This is a genomic window from Streptomyces sp. GQFP, assembly GCF_021545335.1.
GTDB lineage: Bacteria > Actinomycetota > Actinomycetes > Streptomycetales > Streptomycetaceae > Streptomyces.
The window spans coordinates 5,289,841-5,305,837 of sequence record NZ_CP089312.1 but is presented as its reverse complement, the minus strand read 5'-3'; the positions used below and the strand labels follow the sequence as shown (position 1 = coordinate 5,305,837).

Annotated in this window: 18 protein-coding genes and 1 tRNA gene; 13 read left to right on the top strand and 6 right to left on the bottom strand. The window is 70.3% G+C overall.

The genetic code is table 11. The features are described from left to right. Positions 1-1,218 (top strand): McrC family protein, encoded by a 1,218-nt coding sequence (locus LUX31_RS23505; RefSeq protein ID WP_235476945.1) that lies wholly within the window; start codon positions 1-3, stop codon positions 1,216-1,218. On the opposite strand, the gene LUX31_RS23500 is transcribed toward LUX31_RS23505, so the two are convergent. The 4 genes from LUX31_RS23500 to LUX31_RS23485 all read right to left on the bottom strand — a co-directional run bounded on the left by LUX31_RS23500 (position 1,208) and on the right by LUX31_RS23485 (position 7,262). Beyond that, positions 1,208-3,055 carry a copper resistance CopC/CopD family protein gene (locus LUX31_RS23500; RefSeq protein WP_235480028.1) on the bottom strand — a complete coding sequence of 616 codons (1,848 nt, stop codon included), beginning with the start codon at positions 3,053-3,055 and terminating at the stop codon, positions 1,208-1,210. The two genes, LUX31_RS23505 and LUX31_RS23500, sit on opposite strands and share 11 nt — an antisense overlap. Positions 3,056-3,295: 240 nt before the next feature. Then, a complete protein-coding gene (locus LUX31_RS23495; RefSeq protein WP_235480027.1) occupies positions 3,296-4,072 on the bottom strand; it encodes an SDR family NAD(P)-dependent oxidoreductase in 777 nt (258 codons plus the stop codon). Positions 4,073-4,077: 5 nt separating this feature from the next. Beyond that, entirely contained in the window at positions 4,078-4,557 is a 480-nt protein-coding gene (locus LUX31_RS23490) for a cupin domain-containing protein (RefSeq protein WP_235480026.1), read from the bottom strand. A 32-nt stretch (positions 4,558-4,589) separates the two neighbouring features. Further along, positions 4,590-7,262, bottom strand: coding sequence for a GNAT family N-acetyltransferase (locus LUX31_RS23485; protein WP_235476944.1), 2,673 nt, complete (start codon positions 7,260-7,262; stop codon positions 4,590-4,592). 278 nt (positions 7,263-7,540) lie between these two features. On the opposite strand from LUX31_RS23485, the gene LUX31_RS23480 reads away from it, so the two are divergent. The 3 genes from LUX31_RS23480 (at position 7,541) to LUX31_RS37515 (ending at position 8,712) form a co-directional block, all read left to right on the top strand. Further along, the gene (locus LUX31_RS23480) at positions 7,541-8,134 is read left to right on the top strand and encodes an HhH-GPD-type base excision DNA repair protein (RefSeq protein WP_235476943.1); all 594 of its coding nucleotides are present in this window, start codon (positions 7,541-7,543) and stop codon (positions 8,132-8,134) included. A gap of 64 nt (positions 8,135-8,198) precedes the next feature. Then, the gene (locus tag LUX31_RS23475) at positions 8,199-8,525 is read left to right on the top strand and encodes a hypothetical protein (RefSeq protein ID WP_235476942.1); all 327 of its coding nucleotides are present in this window, start codon (positions 8,199-8,201) and stop codon (positions 8,523-8,525) included. Positions 8,526-8,589: 64 nt separating this feature from the next. Beyond that, positions 8,590-8,712, top strand: a complete 123-nt coding sequence (locus LUX31_RS37515; protein WP_268828185.1) for a hypothetical protein — start codon at positions 8,590-8,592, stop codon at positions 8,710-8,712. A 28-nt stretch (positions 8,713-8,740) separates the two neighbouring features. On the opposite strand, the gene LUX31_RS23470 is transcribed toward LUX31_RS37515, so the two are convergent. Next, positions 8,741-10,375, bottom strand: coding sequence for a helicase HerA-like domain-containing protein (locus LUX31_RS23470; protein ID WP_235476941.1), 1,635 nt, complete (start codon positions 10,373-10,375; stop codon positions 8,741-8,743). A gap of 104 nt (positions 10,376-10,479) precedes the next feature. Here LUX31_RS23470 and LUX31_RS23465 point away from each other — a divergent pair, with 104 nt between their 5' ends. Together LUX31_RS23465 and LUX31_RS23460 are read left to right on the top strand one after the other, a co-directional pair. Then, entirely contained in the window at positions 10,480-10,776 is a 297-nt protein-coding gene (locus tag LUX31_RS23465; RefSeq protein ID WP_003999914.1) for a type II toxin-antitoxin system VapB family antitoxin, read from the top strand. A gap of 111 nt (positions 10,777-10,887) precedes the next feature. Then, positions 10,888-11,538 carry a LytR C-terminal domain-containing protein gene (locus LUX31_RS23460; protein WP_235476940.1) on the top strand — a complete coding sequence of 217 codons (651 nt, stop codon included), beginning with the start codon at positions 10,888-10,890 and terminating at the stop codon, positions 11,536-11,538. A gap of 85 nt (positions 11,539-11,623) precedes the next feature. Here the strand turns inward: LUX31_RS23460 and upp are convergent, their stop codons facing one another. Next, on the bottom strand, positions 11,624-12,259 hold the full coding sequence (upp, locus tag LUX31_RS23455) for a uracil phosphoribosyltransferase (RefSeq protein ID WP_235476939.1): 636 nt from the start codon (positions 12,257-12,259) through the stop codon (positions 11,624-11,626). A 130-nt stretch (positions 12,260-12,389) separates the two neighbouring features. Here upp and LUX31_RS23450 point away from each other — a divergent pair, with 130 nt between their 5' ends. The 7 genes from LUX31_RS23450 to LUX31_RS23420 all read left to right on the top strand — a co-directional run bounded on the left by LUX31_RS23450 (position 12,390) and on the right by LUX31_RS23420 (position 15,654). Continuing rightward, positions 12,390-12,596 (top strand): hypothetical protein, encoded by a 207-nt coding sequence (locus tag LUX31_RS23450; RefSeq protein ID WP_235476938.1) that lies wholly within the window; start codon positions 12,390-12,392, stop codon positions 12,594-12,596. A gap of 263 nt (positions 12,597-12,859) precedes the next feature. After that, positions 12,860-13,411 (top strand): tRNA adenosine deaminase-associated protein, encoded by a 552-nt coding sequence (locus LUX31_RS23445; protein ID WP_235476937.1) that lies wholly within the window; start codon positions 12,860-12,862, stop codon positions 13,409-13,411. A gap of 62 nt (positions 13,412-13,473) precedes the next feature. Next, the gene (gene tadA, locus LUX31_RS23440; RefSeq protein WP_235476936.1) at positions 13,474-13,902 is read left to right on the top strand and encodes a tRNA adenosine(34) deaminase TadA; all 429 of its coding nucleotides are present in this window, start codon (positions 13,474-13,476) and stop codon (positions 13,900-13,902) included. Positions 13,903-13,947: 45 nt separating this feature from the next. Then, positions 13,948-14,032 (top strand) — tRNA-Ser (locus tag LUX31_RS23435). A gap of 84 nt (positions 14,033-14,116) precedes the next feature. After that, the gene (locus tag LUX31_RS23430) at positions 14,117-14,293 is read left to right on the top strand and encodes a hypothetical protein (RefSeq protein WP_235476935.1); all 177 of its coding nucleotides are present in this window, start codon (positions 14,117-14,119) and stop codon (positions 14,291-14,293) included. A 10-nt stretch (positions 14,294-14,303) separates the two neighbouring features. After that, positions 14,304-14,597, top strand: a complete 294-nt coding sequence (locus tag LUX31_RS23425) for a Dabb family protein (RefSeq protein WP_235476934.1) — start codon at positions 14,304-14,306, stop codon at positions 14,595-14,597. A 175-nt stretch (positions 14,598-14,772) separates the two neighbouring features. Beyond that, a complete protein-coding gene (locus tag LUX31_RS23420) occupies positions 14,773-15,654 on the top strand; it encodes an RNA polymerase sigma factor SigF (RefSeq protein WP_235480025.1) in 882 nt (293 codons plus the stop codon). The last annotated feature ends 343 nt before the right edge of the window (positions 15,655-15,997 follow it).

Below are 15,997 nucleotides of genomic sequence, written 5' to 3'. Positions count from 1 at the left end.
GTGGCCGTCACGACCGACCACATCTCCCTCACCGAGACCGGCCGGGGTGTCCTGGTCGCCCTGCGCCCCGCCCAGGTCGCCACCCTCGCCCATCGCACGGACCTCGTCCGGCTCACCCCGGCACCCGGCCCCGGCGGACGCTGGCGTGTCTCCGGCCGGCAGCGAGTCGGCCTGATCCGGCTCGGACGCGGCGACGGCACCGTCGAACTCCGTATCCGCCCCAAACTCCCCGTCTCCCAGCTGCTGTTCCTCCTCACCCACGCCCCGGGCACCCCCTGGCAGGACCAGCCGGTCACCGCGTCGGCGTCCGACGACGCCCTGCTCCCCGCCCTGGCCGACGCCTACGCCCGCGCCGCCCGCCGCGCCCTCGACCCCGGCGTCCTGCACGGCTACCGCGTCACCGACGACGAACTCCCCGTCGTACGCGGCCGGATCCGCACCGCCGACCAGTTGCGCCGGACGGGACTGCCGCTCCCCGTGGCCGTCCGCTACGACGACTTCACGGCCGACATCGCGGAGAACCGCGTCCTGCTGGCCGCGCTGCACCGCCTGGAACGCCTCCCCGGAGTCACGCAGACGGCCCGCCGCACCCTGCGCCACCTGGCCGGACGCCTCCCCGAGGTCACGCCCCTGCGCCCCGGCACCCCGCTCCCCACCTGGACGCCGACCCGCCTCAACTCCCGTTACGCGCCCGCCCTGCGCCTGGCGGAGCTGATCCTCACCGACCGCGGCATCTCCCCGCACGAAGGCCCCACCCCCGTGACGACCGACGGCTTCGTCCTCGACCTGGCCCGGGTCTTCGAGCGGTTCCTCACGGACACCCTGACTGCCGCCCTGGTCCCGCACCGGATACGGGTCCGACCTCAGGACCGGCGCCACCACTTGGACGTGAGCTCCCGCGTCCGGATCCGCCCCGACCTGGTCCTCTACCGCGCCGGACGCCCCCTGACCGTCGTGGACGCCAAGTACATCGACCTCGGCGCCGCACCGCCGCCCCACGACCACATGTACCAACTGCTCAGCTACTGCACGGCGTTGGCCCTCCCGCACGGCCACCTCGTGTACGCGGCCCAGCGGGGCGACGCCCCCGTCCCCCACCCGATCCGCAACGTCGGCATCACCGTCACCACCCACGCGGTCGACCTGGCCCGGCCACCGGCCGAGATCCTCACGTCGGTCACCGCCCTCGCCGACCTCCTCGCCCAGGTCAGGGACTGATCTTCACCTTCCGGGACACGCTCACCTGGTCGACGTCCGAGGTCCGGATCGTCACCTTCATGGTCCAGGTTCCGGCGATCGGCAGCTGAAGGGTGTTGGTGCCCCAGTAGCCGCCCAGGTCGGTGACCTCGGCGTTGAGCGGGCCGATGTCCTTGCTGGGGAGGGAGAAGGAGATCCGGAGTTCGGGGACGATCGCGAAACCGTCGTCGGGCCCGAACACCACGGCCTGCACGCTGTTCTCCCCGACCCGGGCCGGTTCGAGGGTGACCTGCACCTTGCCGTGTCCGCCCGGCGTACCGACGTCGAAGGGGATCGTCGTCGTGGACGCGTTGATCACCCCGGGCGCGGGCGCGTCCTGGGCGGCCTCCGCAGCCTCGGCGGCGGCCCGCCCCGGCAGGGTGGCCGTGAGAATCGTCGTGATCACCAACACCGCGATCCCGACAGCCACTTCGGCCAGCACGGAACGCCGGAGCCGACGACGGTAGGGGTCGGAGGGGGCGGAGGGGCTCTCCGCGCTTACGCCATCGGTTGCGTCGTTGCCGCCTCCGTCGCCGCCGGACGAAGTCACCCGAGCACCGACCGTCTCAGGCACCCGTTCCACGACCTTCGCCTCGGCGACCTCGGCGACCTCCGCCGCCTCCGTCGCCACCGGCACCAGCAACTGCCCTGTCCAGCGGCGCGAGAACCCGGCCGCCACCAGCAGGAACACCACCGCGCACAGCTTGGCGATCAGGATGCGCCCGTACGACGTGTCGGTGAACGCGTCCCAGGAGCCGAGGCCGCGCCAGGACTGGTAGACGCCGGTGACGGTCAGGACGGTCACGGAGACGAAGGCCAGCTTGGAGAAGCGGGCGACGGTGGACGTGGGGAGCGGCTCCGCCGCCTGGAGGCTGGTGAGCAGGGCCGCGAGGCCGCCCAACCAGGCTGCCATGGCGAGCAGATGCAGCACCGAGGACGTCATCGCGACCGGCACCTGGATACCGGCCGACGCGTGTTCGGCGGCGGCCCAGGTCAGCGTGAGCCCGACGGCGAGCACGCCACCGGCGGCGAGGAGGACCGGCTTGCCACTGTCCCCGTCACGCTCCCCGTCACGCTGCCGCCGACGTACAACCACCGTCAGCAGTACCGCCGTTGCCGCCAGCAGAACGATCCGGGCGAGGAGTGCCAGGCCCGGCCTGCTGCTCGCGGTGCGTTCCAGGGTCGACAGGTCGAAGGCGGTGGCCGGGGCGGTGCCCGCCTCGTACGGGCCGCGCAGCAGGAGCAGGGCGACGCTGGACACGAGGAGGGTCCACCAGCCCGTCAGGACCAGCTTGCGCAGAGGGTCCGTGCCGGCCGGCCGGCAGAACAGAACGAACACGACCGTGCCGACGAGCAGTGCCAGAGCCGCGTACGCCAGATAGCGGACGATGTCGTAGAGGGCGCTGGTGGCCGCGTTCTCGACGGGACCGGTGTCGATCGTGGCCGAGGTCGCGGAGGGTTCACCGATGGAGAAGGTGAAGGCGCCCGAGATGGGGTGACTGTCCGCCGAGACGACCCGCCAGGCCACGGTGAACGTGCCCTCGCCGAGACCCTCGGGCAGGCTCACGCGCACCGCGTCGGAACTCCCCTTCACATGCTCGGCCTCGCCGGTGCTGACGCGCCGGCTGTCAGGGTCGAAGACACGGAAGGAGTCGTCGAGCAGACCGACGGCCTCGGTGAAGGTCAGGGTGACCTGTCGGGGCGCGGACTCGAGGACGCTTCCGTCACGGGGGTCGCTGTCTCGGAGAGCGGCGTGCGCGGACGCGGTACCCGCCCCGCCGACGAGGACGAACAGGACCAGCATGGTGCCCAGCAGCACCACCCTTTGAAGTCCCCGGGCGCCCCGGATCCCCCGGCTTCCGCCTCTGTTGAACCCGTTGAACCCGTTGAACCCGTCGATCCCTGGATGTTCGCCTCCTGCGGCTCGTCGGTCATCGCGCCCTTCGTTCCGTAGTCGGCCCACGTACCTTCTCCGTCTCCGGGACAATCCGGCTCTCGTATACGTACGGACGATCCTGACGCCCCGCTCACCGGGCCGACACGGGATTCACCGTGGCCTTCACCACGTGGGACGCGCGGACATCCCTCCGTCCACGACCAGGTCGTGCCCGCTGACCCAGGACGCCAGCCGCGACGCGAGGAACACACACGCGTCACCGACGTCCTCAGCCCGCCCCAACCTCCCTACGGGCACCGCCTGTTGCCAGCGCCGCACCCCCTCCGGCCAGTCGTCCGCCAGCCCTTCCCGGTCGACGAGCCCGGGCGAGACGCTGTTGACGCGGATCCCGTACGGCCCGTACTCGAGCGCCGCCGACCGGGCGTGCATCACCACGGCCGCCTTGGAAGCGCAGTAATGCGCATGCCCGGCCGCCGGATGCGCTGCCTCGATGGACGCGATGTGCGTAACACTCCCGCCACCGCTCCCCCCACCGTCGTTCCCGCGCATGATGTCCGCCGCGGCCTGCGTACAGGCGAAGACACTCAGAACGTTCGTGTCGACGACCGCCCGCCAGTCCGCGACCGTCATCCCGGCCAGCTCCTGTACCGGCTGCACACCCGCGTTGTTGACCAGCGCGTCCAGCCGCCCGTCACCCCACTCGGCGGCCTCCCGCACGACCCGCCGGCACTCGTCCTCGTCGCCGAGATCCCCCCGCAGTACGACGGCCCGCCCGCCCGACGCCCCGATCCGCGCGACCACGTCCCGCGCACCCTCGTCCGACGTCCGGCAGTGCACGGCGACGGCGGCCCCCTCCGCCGCGAACCGCAACGCGATCCCGCGCCCGATCCCGCCACCGCCCCCGGTGACAAGGGCGACCTGGCCTGCCAGAAGGTTCATGTCTCTCATGGCCGACACAGTGCCCGGACACGAGCCGCCTCGGCCGGATAACGCGCGGCCAGCTCGCCCGCGTCGCCGTGCTCGTACCCCTCGAACGTGAACCCGGGCGCCATCGTGCACCCGAAGAAGGTCCACGCCCCGCCCTCGACGACCCGAGCGCCCATCCAGGTGCCGCCGGGCACAGTCACCTGGATCTCCTGCCCGCGCAGGACACCGGGCCCGAGCACCACCACCCGTGAAGTCCCGTCCGCCGCCAGAAGCAGCATCTCCAGCGGATCGCCGAGGTAGAAGTGCCAGACCTCGTCCGACGGCAGCCGGTGCAGCGCGGAGAAGTCGTCGGGCGCGGAGGTCAGCAGCGCGACGATCGCCGAGCCCTCCGGCCGCCCGTCGGCCCGCTCGGGCCCCGCCCAGGTACGCCGGAACAGCCCGCCCTCACGCGGGATCGGCTCCAGGCCGTAGTGGGCGATCAGGTCGTCGGGGTTCACCGGGTTCTCTGGAGTCACCGGGTTCTCTGCAGTCACCCGGGAAAAGCTACCTCCCAGGGAAGAAACGCCAGTTGGGCGCGCTTCTCCGGCAGATACACGTCCGGCAGGTCGATCTCGGGCAGCACGACAACCGGCCCGGCGACAAACCCCTGTCGCAGGAAGCGGGCGACGGCCTTCTCGTTCCGCACATCGGGGTCGACCACGATCCGCCGCCGCCCGAGCCCGACCAGCACGTACTCCGCCAGCACCCCCATCAACGCGGCCGACCACCCGGCCCGCCGGCCCTCCGCCCCGGCGGGCGCGAGCAGCAGATGGATGCCGATGTCGCCGGGCTCGACGGTGTAGCACTCGCTCACCCGGTCGGCCTCGGGCTCATAGGTCTGGAGCAGCCCGACCGCCGTACCGTCCTTCACCAGCAGATAGGCGTGATGGGTGTCGAGGGTGTCCAAGTGACCGTAGATCTCGGCGACTTGCTCCTCACTCAGCCCGCTCATCCCCCAGAATCCGGCCCGCGGCTCACTCACCCAGCCGTGCACGACCCCGGCATCGGCGAGGGGGTCAAGCCGCACCACGCGCACGGTGCCGAACCCGTCGACCACCTGCTCATGAACGGCCACGCGATCCCCGTACGAAGAAACCGGCGGGTACTCCCGCGTGAGCCGCGCCCAGTCGGTGACGACCGGGACGAGGTCCCCCCTTGCCCACAGGGGCAGTTGATCGCGGTGATGGTCGGAGCCCGGAACCCCGGAGGCCCCGAAGGGCACGACCCACAGACTGTCCTCACGCCGGGCCAGATCCCAGACGTACCTCGCGGCGGGCCCACGCGCGCTGAGATCGGTGAGCCCGGGAACGGCGGAGGTGCAGAGCACGCAGTCGTGGTCGCCGGAGAGCCCCGGTTCGTCGTACGAGGTGCTGCCGAGCGCCCGCCAGGGCACCAGCCGGTGCCGCTCGCCCCAGGTCACGGAGCCGGATCCCGGGTCGACGACCACCTCGGCGACGGCTTCTCTCACCAGGGCGGCGCGATCGATCCCGTACAACTCCCGTGCGCTCAGGAGCCCTTCGAGCGCGAAGCCGATCCGGGGAAGCAGGGCGAGCCAGGGAAGGAAGACCTCGGGGTACGCGGGCGGGACGGCCAGTGCGGCGAAGGCGGGGTGGGCGGCGAGGCGGCGTACGACGGCGGAGCGCAGGGCCGCGTAGGTCGCCGCCTCCATGCTGTCGGCGTCCATCCGACGGTCCCAGCGCAGGAGTTGGCCGCGAAGAGCCTCCTCGTGCGGGGTCAGGCCGTCCAGTCCGGCAAGAAGATCGAGGAGAGGCGCGGCTGAGGCGAGGTGCGTGTCCAGGTGGAGGACGGGCAGATCGCCCGCCGACCACTGGTCCTTCTCCTCCAACAGAGCGCGGATACGGTCCGCCCGGTGCGGCGGCGCGAACTCGACGCCGAGGGGAGTCGCGGGGCCGCGCTGGTTGGCCATGACGGCGAGACCGTCGTCGACGGTGCCGTACGGCGTCTCGTGCCGACCGTGCCACTCGTTCCCGGGCTCCCAGGCCCGCACGAGCCGGGTCCGGTTGGCCTCGGCGCGTACGGGGACGTGCCCGGCGACCCGGTGCAGCAGCCCGCCCTCGGTGTCGGCGGCCTGGACGACGTTGACGGGCTCCGCCCAGAGATCGAGGGCACGGTCGATGTCGGCGACGCGACGGGAGCGGAGGAGAGGGAGGAGAGCGGAGAAGCCGAGGTCGCCGGTGACGCGGGGCGGATAGCGCAGACTAATCGTTTCTGCATCATCATCTTCGGGCCTACCGATCACGACCGGCCCCCGCCCGGTCTCGATCACCTCCACCTCGACGGACTCCCCACCCGCGACCTCCACGACCTCTACCCGCACATCGACGGCCCGCCACTCCCCATCCGGATCAAGGGCCTCAACTCCCTCCCCCACACGGCGAATTCGCTCCACATACAGATCCTGATAGTCGGCCATGGCGTTGGTGATGGCCCAGGCGACCGTGCCCGTGTGCCCGAAGTGGGCGATGCCGGGGACGCCCGGGACGGCCAGCCCGACGACGTCGAACTCCGGGCAGGACAGGCGGACTTGCTGATAGCCCCCGGGATCCTCGATGTACCGGTGCGGATCGCCCGCGAGCAACGGCAGCCCGGTGACCGACCGTTCACCGCTGACCAGCCAGCCGTTGCTGCCGGAGGTGCCGGGACCGTCGATGGCGAACAGGCCGATGGCGTCGGCGCCGAGGTGCCGCACGACCTGCTCCCGCCAGAGCTTGGCCGGAAACCCGGAGAACAGGATGTGCGTGGCGAGCCAGATACCGAGCGGGGTCCAGGGCTCCCAGCGGCCGGGGGCGAGTCCGGTCGCGGCGAACTCGGGCGCGGCGGCGCCCCCTTCCCCCAACCCCTCATTCACGCCATCCGCGTACGCCCGTACCCAGGCGGCGGTTTCGGGGTCCCGGCTCTCCAGGGCGGCGTAGCAGCGTCTCGCGGTGTCGTCGAGGCGGGCGCGTCTGGCGAACACGTCCCAGCCGACGGCCTCGGCGCCGAGGAACGCGGCCGAGGTGCCCTGCGCACGGTGGCGCTCGACCTCCAGCTGCCAGGCTCGATCGAGGGCGGTGACGCGGCCCTGGCCACGGGCGAGTTCATATGCGTCGCCCGCACGCAGGTGCGGGATCCCCCAGGCGTCGCGGTAGATCTCGGTGGCCATATTCGTATCCTCACTGGCGTCTGAAATTGCACTTTAGGTTAGGTTTACCTAAGTAAGTTGTGGTGGAATCGTACGCGAGGGGTGAAAAAGGCATGGCGCAGGGGCAGGGGCAGCGAAACCGGCAGGAGCCGGGCACGTGCGCGCGCCCCGAACGGTCTTGGGCGCCGCAAGCCCAGAAGTCGGCCATCACACGATCGAGCTGATTCGGCCGCTACTGGTGACCGTCCTAATTGCCGCGCGGCCGGGCGCCCATGGTCCGATCGGGGCATGATCGGACCATGGACGTCACTCTCCACCTCGCCCAGGACCCCGAGGCCGACGCGCTCCTCGGCCGCAGCCCGCTCGCCGCGCTGACCGGCATGCTGCTGGATCAGCAAGTGCCGATGGAGTGGGCGTTCAAAGGGCCGGCGACAATCGCCCAGCGCCTCGGCGCCGACGACCTCGACGCGCACGAGATCGCCGCGTACGACCCCGAGGCCTTCGCCGCGCTCCTCTCCGACAAGCCGGCCGTGCACCGCTACCCCGGCTCGATGGCCAAGCGCATCCAGCAGCTCTGCCAGTACCTCGTCGAGCACTACGACGGTGACGCCGAGGGCGTCTGGCGGGACGCGGCGACCGGGCCGGAGCTGCTGGGGCGCCTCACCGACCTGCCCGGCTTCGGCAAGCAGAAGGCCCAGATCTTCCTGGCCCTCCTCGGCAAGCAGCTCGGCGTGCAGCCCAAGGGCTGGCGCGAGGCGGCCGGCGCCTACGGCGAACCGAAGTCCTTCCGCTCCGTCGCCGACATCACCGGCCCCGAGTCCCTGACCAAGGTGCGCGCCCACAAACAGGAGATGAAGGCGGCGGCCAAGGCGGCGAAAGCCGCCGGCAAGTAGGCCGAGCGGGCGGTTCTCCCCGCCGGTGTGATGAACGACGTACTCCGCACGGGACACAAACCCCGTGAGCACCGTCGTATCGCAAGCCCGTCGGCGTGCCTGGCTGCGGGCGTTCGTCCTGCTGCTCGCCCTGTCCATGCCGGGCGGGCACGCGGGCGCGCAGACGATGCCCGCCTCCATGGCGGCGGCCGAGAGCGGCTCGGCGGTCTTCGAGTACGACGTCCTGGACACCGTGCTGCGGCCGGTGACGCGGGGCACCGGCCGTTGTGTCGTACCGCTGCGGCCCGTACCCGTCCCGATCGCGGGTCCCACCGCCCGGCCCCTGCCGATCCACACGCCGCCCGCCGCCCCTTCCCCGCGTGCCCCGCGCTCGGTGGTCCTGCGCTGCTGACAGGCCCGGCCCCCCGGTCCATCAGTCAGTCACTCCGTACGACACACGGGACAGGAACACCGTCATGGCGATCGACCCCTACGCGGTCCTGCGCGCCCTGCTGCGCGCCGAGGCCGTACGCAACGCACCGAAACCACAGGTCAAGGAGGCCAAGCCGGAGCAGCCCGCGAAGGAGCCGGGCCGCTGACCGGGCGGCGGGGGCGGGACCCTGGTGGCTACCGCCTCCGCCGTGCCGTACCGAAGAGGGAGCGGGTGATCTCCCGCCCGATCTGGGTGCCCACGGAACGCGCGAGCGACTTGAACATGCCGCTGCCCACCACCTGTTGGACGACGGAGGGGTCCTCCTTGGGTGCCTTGGCCTGCTTGGGCGCGGCCCGCATCTCATCGGGGCCCTTCGCTCCTGCCCGTGCGGTCAGTTTCTCGTACGCCGACTCTCTGTCCACAGCCTGTGCGTAACGTGCGTACAGCTGCGAGGACCTGACCGCCTCGTCGAGAACGGTGGCCTCGACCGGGCCCATCAGGGACTCGGGGGCGCGCAGCCGGGTCGCGGCGACGGGTGTCGGGGCCCCCTTCTCGCTGAGCACCGTGACCACCGCCTCGCCCGTGCCGAGGCCGGTGAGCAGTTCCTCCAGGTCGTACGGCGAGTTCGGGAACGTCTTCACCGTGGCCTTGAGGGCCTTCTGGTCGTCCGGGGTGAAGGCGCGCAGCGCGTGCTGGACGCGGTTGCCGAGCTGGGCGAGGACGTCGGAGGGGACGTCTCGCGGCGTCTGCGTCACGAAGAAGATGCCCACCCCCTTCGAGCGAATGAGCCGGACGGTCTGTGTGATCGCGTCCAGGAATGCCTTCGACGCGTCGTTGAAGAGCAGATGCGCCTCGTCGAAGAAGAAGACGAGCTTCGGCTTGTCGGCGTCGCCGACCTCCGGGAGGTCGTGGAAGAGGTCGGCCAGCAGCCACATCAGGAACGTCGAGAACAGCTGCGGCCGGTCCTGTACGGCGGGCAGTTCGAGGAGCGAGACCATGCCCCGGCCGTCCGGCGCCATGCGCAGCAGCTCGGCCGTGTCGAACTCCGGCTCGCCGAAGAAGTCCGCCATGCCCTGCGCCTCGAAGGCGGTGAGGGAACGGAGGATGACCCCGGCCGTGGCCGTCGACAGGCCGCCGATGTTCTTCAGCTCGGCCTTGCCCTCGTCCGAGGTGAGGAAGGCGACGACCGCTCTCAGGTCCTTGAGGTCGAGCAGCTCAAGGCCCTTCTGGTCGGCGTAGTGGAAGATCAGGCCGAGCGACTGCTCCTGGGTCTGGTTGAGCTGGAGGACCTTGGAGAGCAGTACCGGGCCGAAGCTGGTGATGGTGGCGCGGACCGGGATGCCGTGGCCGATGCCGCCGAGGGCGTAGAACTCGGCGGGGAATCCGGTCGCCGTCCACCGCTGGTGCACCTCGGCGGAACGGGACCGGACCCTGTCGTTCATCTCCCCCGGCGCCGCGATCCCGGAGACGTCACCCTTCACATCGGCCAGGAAAACGGGCACACCTTGGGCGCTGAGCTGTTCCGCGATCAGCTGGAGCGTCTTGGTCTTGCCGGTTCCGGTGGCCCCCGCGACCAGACCGTGCCGGTTGAGCATCGGGAGGGGGATGCGGATCTGGGCGTCCGGGAGGCAGGTCCCGTCCCAGATCAGGGCGCCCAGATCGAGTGCCGGGCCGGTGAAGGTGTATCCGGAAGCAATCTCCAGGGCCTGCTGGGGGAGTGCGGGAGCGCTCCCCGGCGCGCGGGGTGGTGATCCGGGCGCGTTTGCCGGTGGCAAAGACTCCGCGGTGGTCCCTGCGGTGGCCGATGGCGCGGTCTCGCGGTCGCTCATGTCAGACCCCTGTTCCGGTTTGCCCCGCTTTACGGCATCTTTTCCAGCGTCGCACTCCGTCTCCATGGCTGCGCCCGGAACGTCTGGACCGGTAGGCTTTCCGTGTGATCTTCAAGCGCATCGGAAACGGCCGGCCGTACCCCGACCACGGCCGGGAAAGCACCCGGCAGTGGGCGGACGTCGCGCCGCGCCCGGTCCGCCTCGATCAGCTCGTGACGACCAAGGGCCAGCTCGACCTGGAAACCCTGCTCGCCGAGGACTCCACGTTCTACGGCGACCTCTTCGCGCATGTCGTGAAGTGGCAGGGCGACCTGTATCTGGAAGACGGTCTGCACCGCGCGGTCCGGGCGGCCCTCCAGCAACGCCAGGTGCTGCACGCACGCGTGCTGGAACTGGACTGACGGCCGTTCCCACCTTCTTTCACAGGCCTTATTGGCCCTTTCGGGTACTACCCGGGCCAGGTCAATGATCATTTAGTAGGCATCACCGCCAGGGCGCACTACGCTGCGCCCATGAGCATGCTGACTCCCCCCGGAATGGGCGGCCAGTACCGCATCACGGGCGACAAGTACCCGCGGATGCGCCGACCCCGGGGACGCCGCAGACTCGTGCTCGGACTCGTGGCCTCCGTCGCCGCCCTCGGCCTGATCGGCTGGGGCACCTTGCAGCTCATCGACGTCTTCACGGGCGGCGGCAGCAAGGCCACGGCGGCGGGCCCCAAGTCGGACTGCGCCTCCAAGGCGAGCCCCTCGCCCTCGGCGACGACGGCCGCCAAAGCGCTGCCCAAGCCCGGCCAGATCACCGTCAACGTCCTGAACGCCACGCCCCGCAGCGGCCTCGCCAAGCAGGCCGCGGACGAGCTACGGAAGCGCGGCTTCCGCATCGGCGACATCGGCAACGCGACCAAGGCCTACGACAAGAAGATCGCCGGCGCCGGAATGGTGCTCGGCGCGAAGTCGGCCGCCCAGGCCGCGCTGCCTGTGCTGGGCACGCAGCTTGCCGGGGCACAGGTGAAGACCGACGCGCGGGCGTCGGCCACCGAGGTTGACCTGCTTATCGGTACGAAGTTCACGGCGCTGACCAATAAGCAGGAGGCTGACCAGGCGCTGGCCGCGCTGGCCAACCCGTCGCCGACGCCGTCCAGCTCCCCGAAGGATTGCTGAACGATTCGGCGATGTGCGCGTCGTTCGGCTGCCGCGCCGTCGTGGCTGGTCGCGCAGTTCCCCGCGCGCCCCTAAAGGCGACCGCCTACTCTGCTGCGCCGTAGAGGCGGTCTCCCGCGTCTCCCAGGCCCGGGACGATGTAGCCGTGCTCGTTGAGGCGCTCGTCGACCGAGGCCGTCACGACCGTCACCGGGGTGCCTGCCAGCTCGCGTTCCATGATCTCGACGCCCTCCGGGGCGGCCAGCAGGACCACGGCCGTCACGTCGTCGGCGCCGCGCTTGATCAGCTCCTGGATCGCCGCGACCAGGGTGCCGCCGGTGGCGAGCATCGGGTCGAGGACGTACACCTGGCGGCCCGAGAGGTCCTCCGGCATCCGGGTCGCGTACGTGGACGCCTGGAGCGTCTCCTCGTCGCGCACCATGCCCATGAAGCCCACCTCGGCGGTCGGCAGCAGCCGGACCATGCCGTCCAGCATGCCGAGACCGGCCCGCAGGATCGGCACGACCAGCGGGCGCGGGTGGGACAGCTTGACGCCCGTGGTCGAGGCGACCGGCGTCGTGATGTCGACCTGTTCGGTCCGCACGTCGCGCGTGGCCTCGTAGGCGAGGAGGGTGACCAGCTCGTCGGCGAGACGGCGGAAGGTCGCGGAGTCGGTGCGCTGGTCGCGCAGCGTGGTGAGCTTGTGAGCGACCAGAGGGTGGTCGACGACGTGAAGACGCATGGCCCTAACAGTAGCCGTGGTCCTGTGCGGGGGCTCAGCTCCCCGATCACCCTTCCGCTGGCATCAAACCGCCCGACGGAGGGAAAGTGGGAGGGATGGACCAGGGGGGACGGACTGGGGGTGTCTGCCTGTGCCTGACCGTGAACCGAACCGGGAACCCGCCCGGGAAGACCGGGAACAGAAATCGTCGGAGACCGAGGCCGAGCGGCGTCGGCGCCGGGCCGTCTTCCTGCGCGAGCTGACCGAGGCGCGCGAGTTGCGCGACCGTGTCCAGCCCCGCCGCGCCAAGACCGCCCGCCTCCGCCACGCCATGCGCATGCGTACATTCCGCTGGTAGCACGCGCGTTGAGGGGGTGGCCGTGCGGGGGCGGCCAGGGAAGCCGGTTACGATCCGCTGGTGGCGGCAACGAGAGCGCTGGTGAAGGGCTCGGCCGACAAGCGATCAAAAGAGCCGGACACAGGGTGCCGAAGACGTCCCCTGAACGCTCCGTTTCTGCCACGATTCCGAGTGGGTGGGGCTCGGCGCACAGCACTCCCCACCCAAAGCCTCCGCCGGGGGGACCCCCAACCGGCACGCCTAGGACCAGTGGGAGAGTCACGGTGTACTTCGCCGCACTGCTCGCGCGCACCGAAGACGGGTGGGAAGCGAGCGACACAGAACTCGATGATGTGGAAACGCTGTCGGACCTGGCCGAACTGGCCCGTGAAGCCTCCCCCGAGGACGACACGGTGCTGGTGCTGATCGAGCAGGAGGACGCCTGGTTCGGCGTCGTCCGCGTCGACGGCGAGGACGACCCCCGGATCTACGTCTCGGACGCCGCCGCCGCTGCCCGTAGCTCGTACGGCGAGATCCTGCTCACGGCCGAGCTGCTCGGCCGCGATCCGGACGACCTCGATACAGATCTGGACGCCCTCGACCTCGACGGCACCGAGGACGGTGAGTCGGACAGCGATCCGGACGCCGACTCCGACGATGACGACGAGGCCGGCACCTCCGCCGAGGCGGTGCCGCACGGCCCCGTCGGCGACACCGAGATCCTGGACGACCTCGGCGTCGGCGAGAAGGAACTGCGCGCCCTGGACGCCGACGACGCGCTGAGCGCGATCGCCGACGCCCTCGGAGCGTCGGAGGTCCTGGAGACGGTGCGCTGAACGAACAGGGCCTGACCGTCGAGGGGGCGCCCGACCCCGTACGTGATCCATGGCGGGCCGCGATGCGGCTCGCCATGGCCGAGGCCGGGCGGGCTGTCCTCGGCGGTGACGTCCCCGTCGGTGCCGTCGTCCTGGCCGCCGACGGTACGACCGTCCTCGCGACCGGGCACAACGAGCGCGAGGCGACGGGCGATCCGACCGCGCACGCCGAGGTTCTCGCGATCCGGCGGGCCGCGGCCGACCTCGGGGAGTGGCGGCTGTCCGGCTGCACGCTCGTCGTGACGCTTGAGCCCTGCACGATGTGCGCGGGCGCCCTCGTGCAGTCCCGGGTCGACCGGGTCGTCTACGGCGCCCGCGACGAGAAGGCGGGCGCGGCCGGCTCCCTCTGGGACGTCGTCCGCGACCGCCGCCTCAACCACCGCCCCGAGGTGATCGGCGGCGTCCTCGCGGACGACTGCGCACACCTCCTGACCAAGTTCTTCCGGAACTAAAAACGGATTTCGGAGCACACCGCACCGTGCTGTAAGGTCTGTCTCGGTAGCGTGTCCGAGCGGCCGAAGGAGCTCGCCTCGAAAGCGAGTGTGGCGCAAGTCACCGAGGGTTCAAATCCCTCCGCTACCGCTGGAGAAGGGCCTCGCCGGACGGCGGGGCCCTTCGTGCGACATCAGTCGGGTGTGGTCTGGTCTGGTCTGAGGGGAGGCCGCGGTGGCGGTGAATTCGAAGAAGATCGCCGTCTATGTGCTCGTGGTCTTCGTGCTGTACGTGATCATCACGGACCCGCAGAAAGCGGCCGAATACGTCGAGATAGCGTTCGAGGGAGTCTCGAACGCGGCCAGTGCCATAGGGGACTTCATGACCTGGATCGCCGACGGCGCCAAGTAGAGGAGTACATGTGATCCGCCATCTGGTCCTCTTCAAACTCAACGAGGGCGTCCAGCGCGACGAACCGCGGGTCGTGGCGGGTGCCGACGCCTTCCGCGCCCTGTCCGGGCAGATCGACGAACTCCGCTTCTGGGAGTGCGCCTGGAACATCACCGACCGCCCCATCGCCTACGACTTCGCGATCAACTCGGCGGTCGACGACACGGACGCGCTCAAGCGGTACGTGGAGCACCCGGCCCATCAGGCGGCCGCGGCACAGTGGCGCGAGTTCGCCACGTGGGTGATCGCCGACTACGAGTTCTAGGCCGAGCACGCAACTGGCCCCGCACCGGAACGGTGTGGGGCCTTTTCATGCCTTATGCCACCAAACCTCACTCAACACGGCGTTATGGGGTGCTTGCACACAGTGCACATGTCTTGTGATGCTATGACCGCTTTTGACGGATGAGTTGACCGATGAAGAGTTGACCGATGAAGAGGTGGCGTTGACCGTGTCGGCCAGTACTGCGCCACCCCAGGAAGCCGCACCACAGCAGACCGCGCCGCAGGAGGCCACTCCCCTGGAGGCCGCTCCCCAGGAGCCCGCCCCACCGCGGAGCCGCGGCGCGGACACCCGGGCGCTCACCCAGGTGCTCTTCGGCCAGCTCAAGGTGCTGGACCCGGGCACGCCGGAGCACAACCGCGTGCGAGGGGCGCTCATCGAGGCGAACCTCCCGCTCGTGCGCTACGCGGCCGCCCGCTTCCGCTCCCGCAACGAGCCGATGGAGGACGTCGTCCAGGTCGGCACCATCGGGCTGATCAACGCCATCGACCGGTTCGACCCGGACCGGGGTGTGCAGTTTCCGACGTTCGCGATGCCGACGGTCATCGGCGAGATCAAGCGGTACTTCCGGGACAACGTCCGCACGGTCCACGTACCGCGCCGGCTGCACGAGTTGTGGGTGCAGGTCAACGGCGCGACCGAGGATCTGACGACCGCGTTCGGGCGTACCCCGACGACCGCCGAGATCGCCGAGCGGCTGCGGATCAGCGAGGACGACGTGCTCTCCTGCATCGAGGCGGGCCGTTCGTACCACGCGACCTCACTGGAGGCGGCCCAGGAGGGCGACGGCCTGCCCGGTCTGGTCGACCGGCTCGGCTACGAGGACCCGGCACTGGACGGCGTGGAGCACCGCGATCTCGTCCGCCATCTCCTGGTCCAGCTCCCCGAGCGCGAGCAGCGGATCCTTTTGCTGCGTTACTACAGCAACCTCACCCAGTCGCAGATCAGCGCGGAACTGGGCGTCTCCCAGATGCACGTGTCCCGGCTGCTGGCCCGCAGCTTCGCGCGACTGCGTTCGGCGAACCGCATCGAGGCGTAGTCGCGGGAGTGGCCGCGGGCGTCGCCGCAGGAGTCACACGAGTCACCACGGGGGCGGTCCAGGGGCGGTCCGGGGATAACCGGACACAGAATCGAGACGTCACCTGGGAGAGCGAATCGCCCAGTGGCGTACTTCCTCCCATTTCTGGGGTGAAAAACCGTCAGACCCCCTCTTTACAGGGCTGATTCGTGTCTTACATGTCGACATGTCACTACAGCGTGTTGCCGACATGTGACATTCTGCCGGAAGAGCGTTTGCCGTGGCTTCGGCTCCGGTATTCAGGTGAAGGCTGCGTTCCTCAGACGGGAGCGTCCGCCGCGACCGTCCGCGACCCAAAGGGGGT

Bases quoted from the DNA above. Each gene is read 5' to 3' on its own strand.
- LUX31_RS23485 (WP_235476944.1), bottom strand. From the start codon at position 7,262: ATGGCCACCGAGATCTACCGCGACGCCTGGGGGATCCCGCACCTGCGT.
- upp (WP_235476939.1), bottom strand. From the start codon at position 12,259: ATGCGTCTTCACGTCGTCGACCACCCTCTGGTCGCTCACAAGCTCACC.
- LUX31_RS23495 (WP_235480027.1), bottom strand. From the start codon at position 4,072: ATGAACCTTCTGGCAGGCCAGGTCGCCCTTGTCACCGGGGGCGGTGGC.
- tadA (WP_235476936.1), top strand. From the start codon at position 13,474: ATGCGGCTCGCCATGGCCGAGGCCGGGCGGGCTGTCCTCGGCGGTGAC.
- LUX31_RS23460 (WP_235476940.1), top strand. From the start codon at position 10,888: ATGAGCATGCTGACTCCCCCCGGAATGGGCGGCCAGTACCGCATCACG.
- LUX31_RS23480 (WP_235476943.1), top strand. From the start codon at position 7,541: ATGGACGTCACTCTCCACCTCGCCCAGGACCCCGAGGCCGACGCGCTC.
- LUX31_RS37515 (WP_268828185.1), top strand. From the start codon at position 8,590: ATGGCGATCGACCCCTACGCGGTCCTGCGCGCCCTGCTGCGCGCCGAG.
- LUX31_RS23470 (WP_235476941.1), bottom strand. From the start codon at position 10,375: ATGAGCGACCGCGAGACCGCGCCATCGGCCACCGCAGGGACCACCGCG.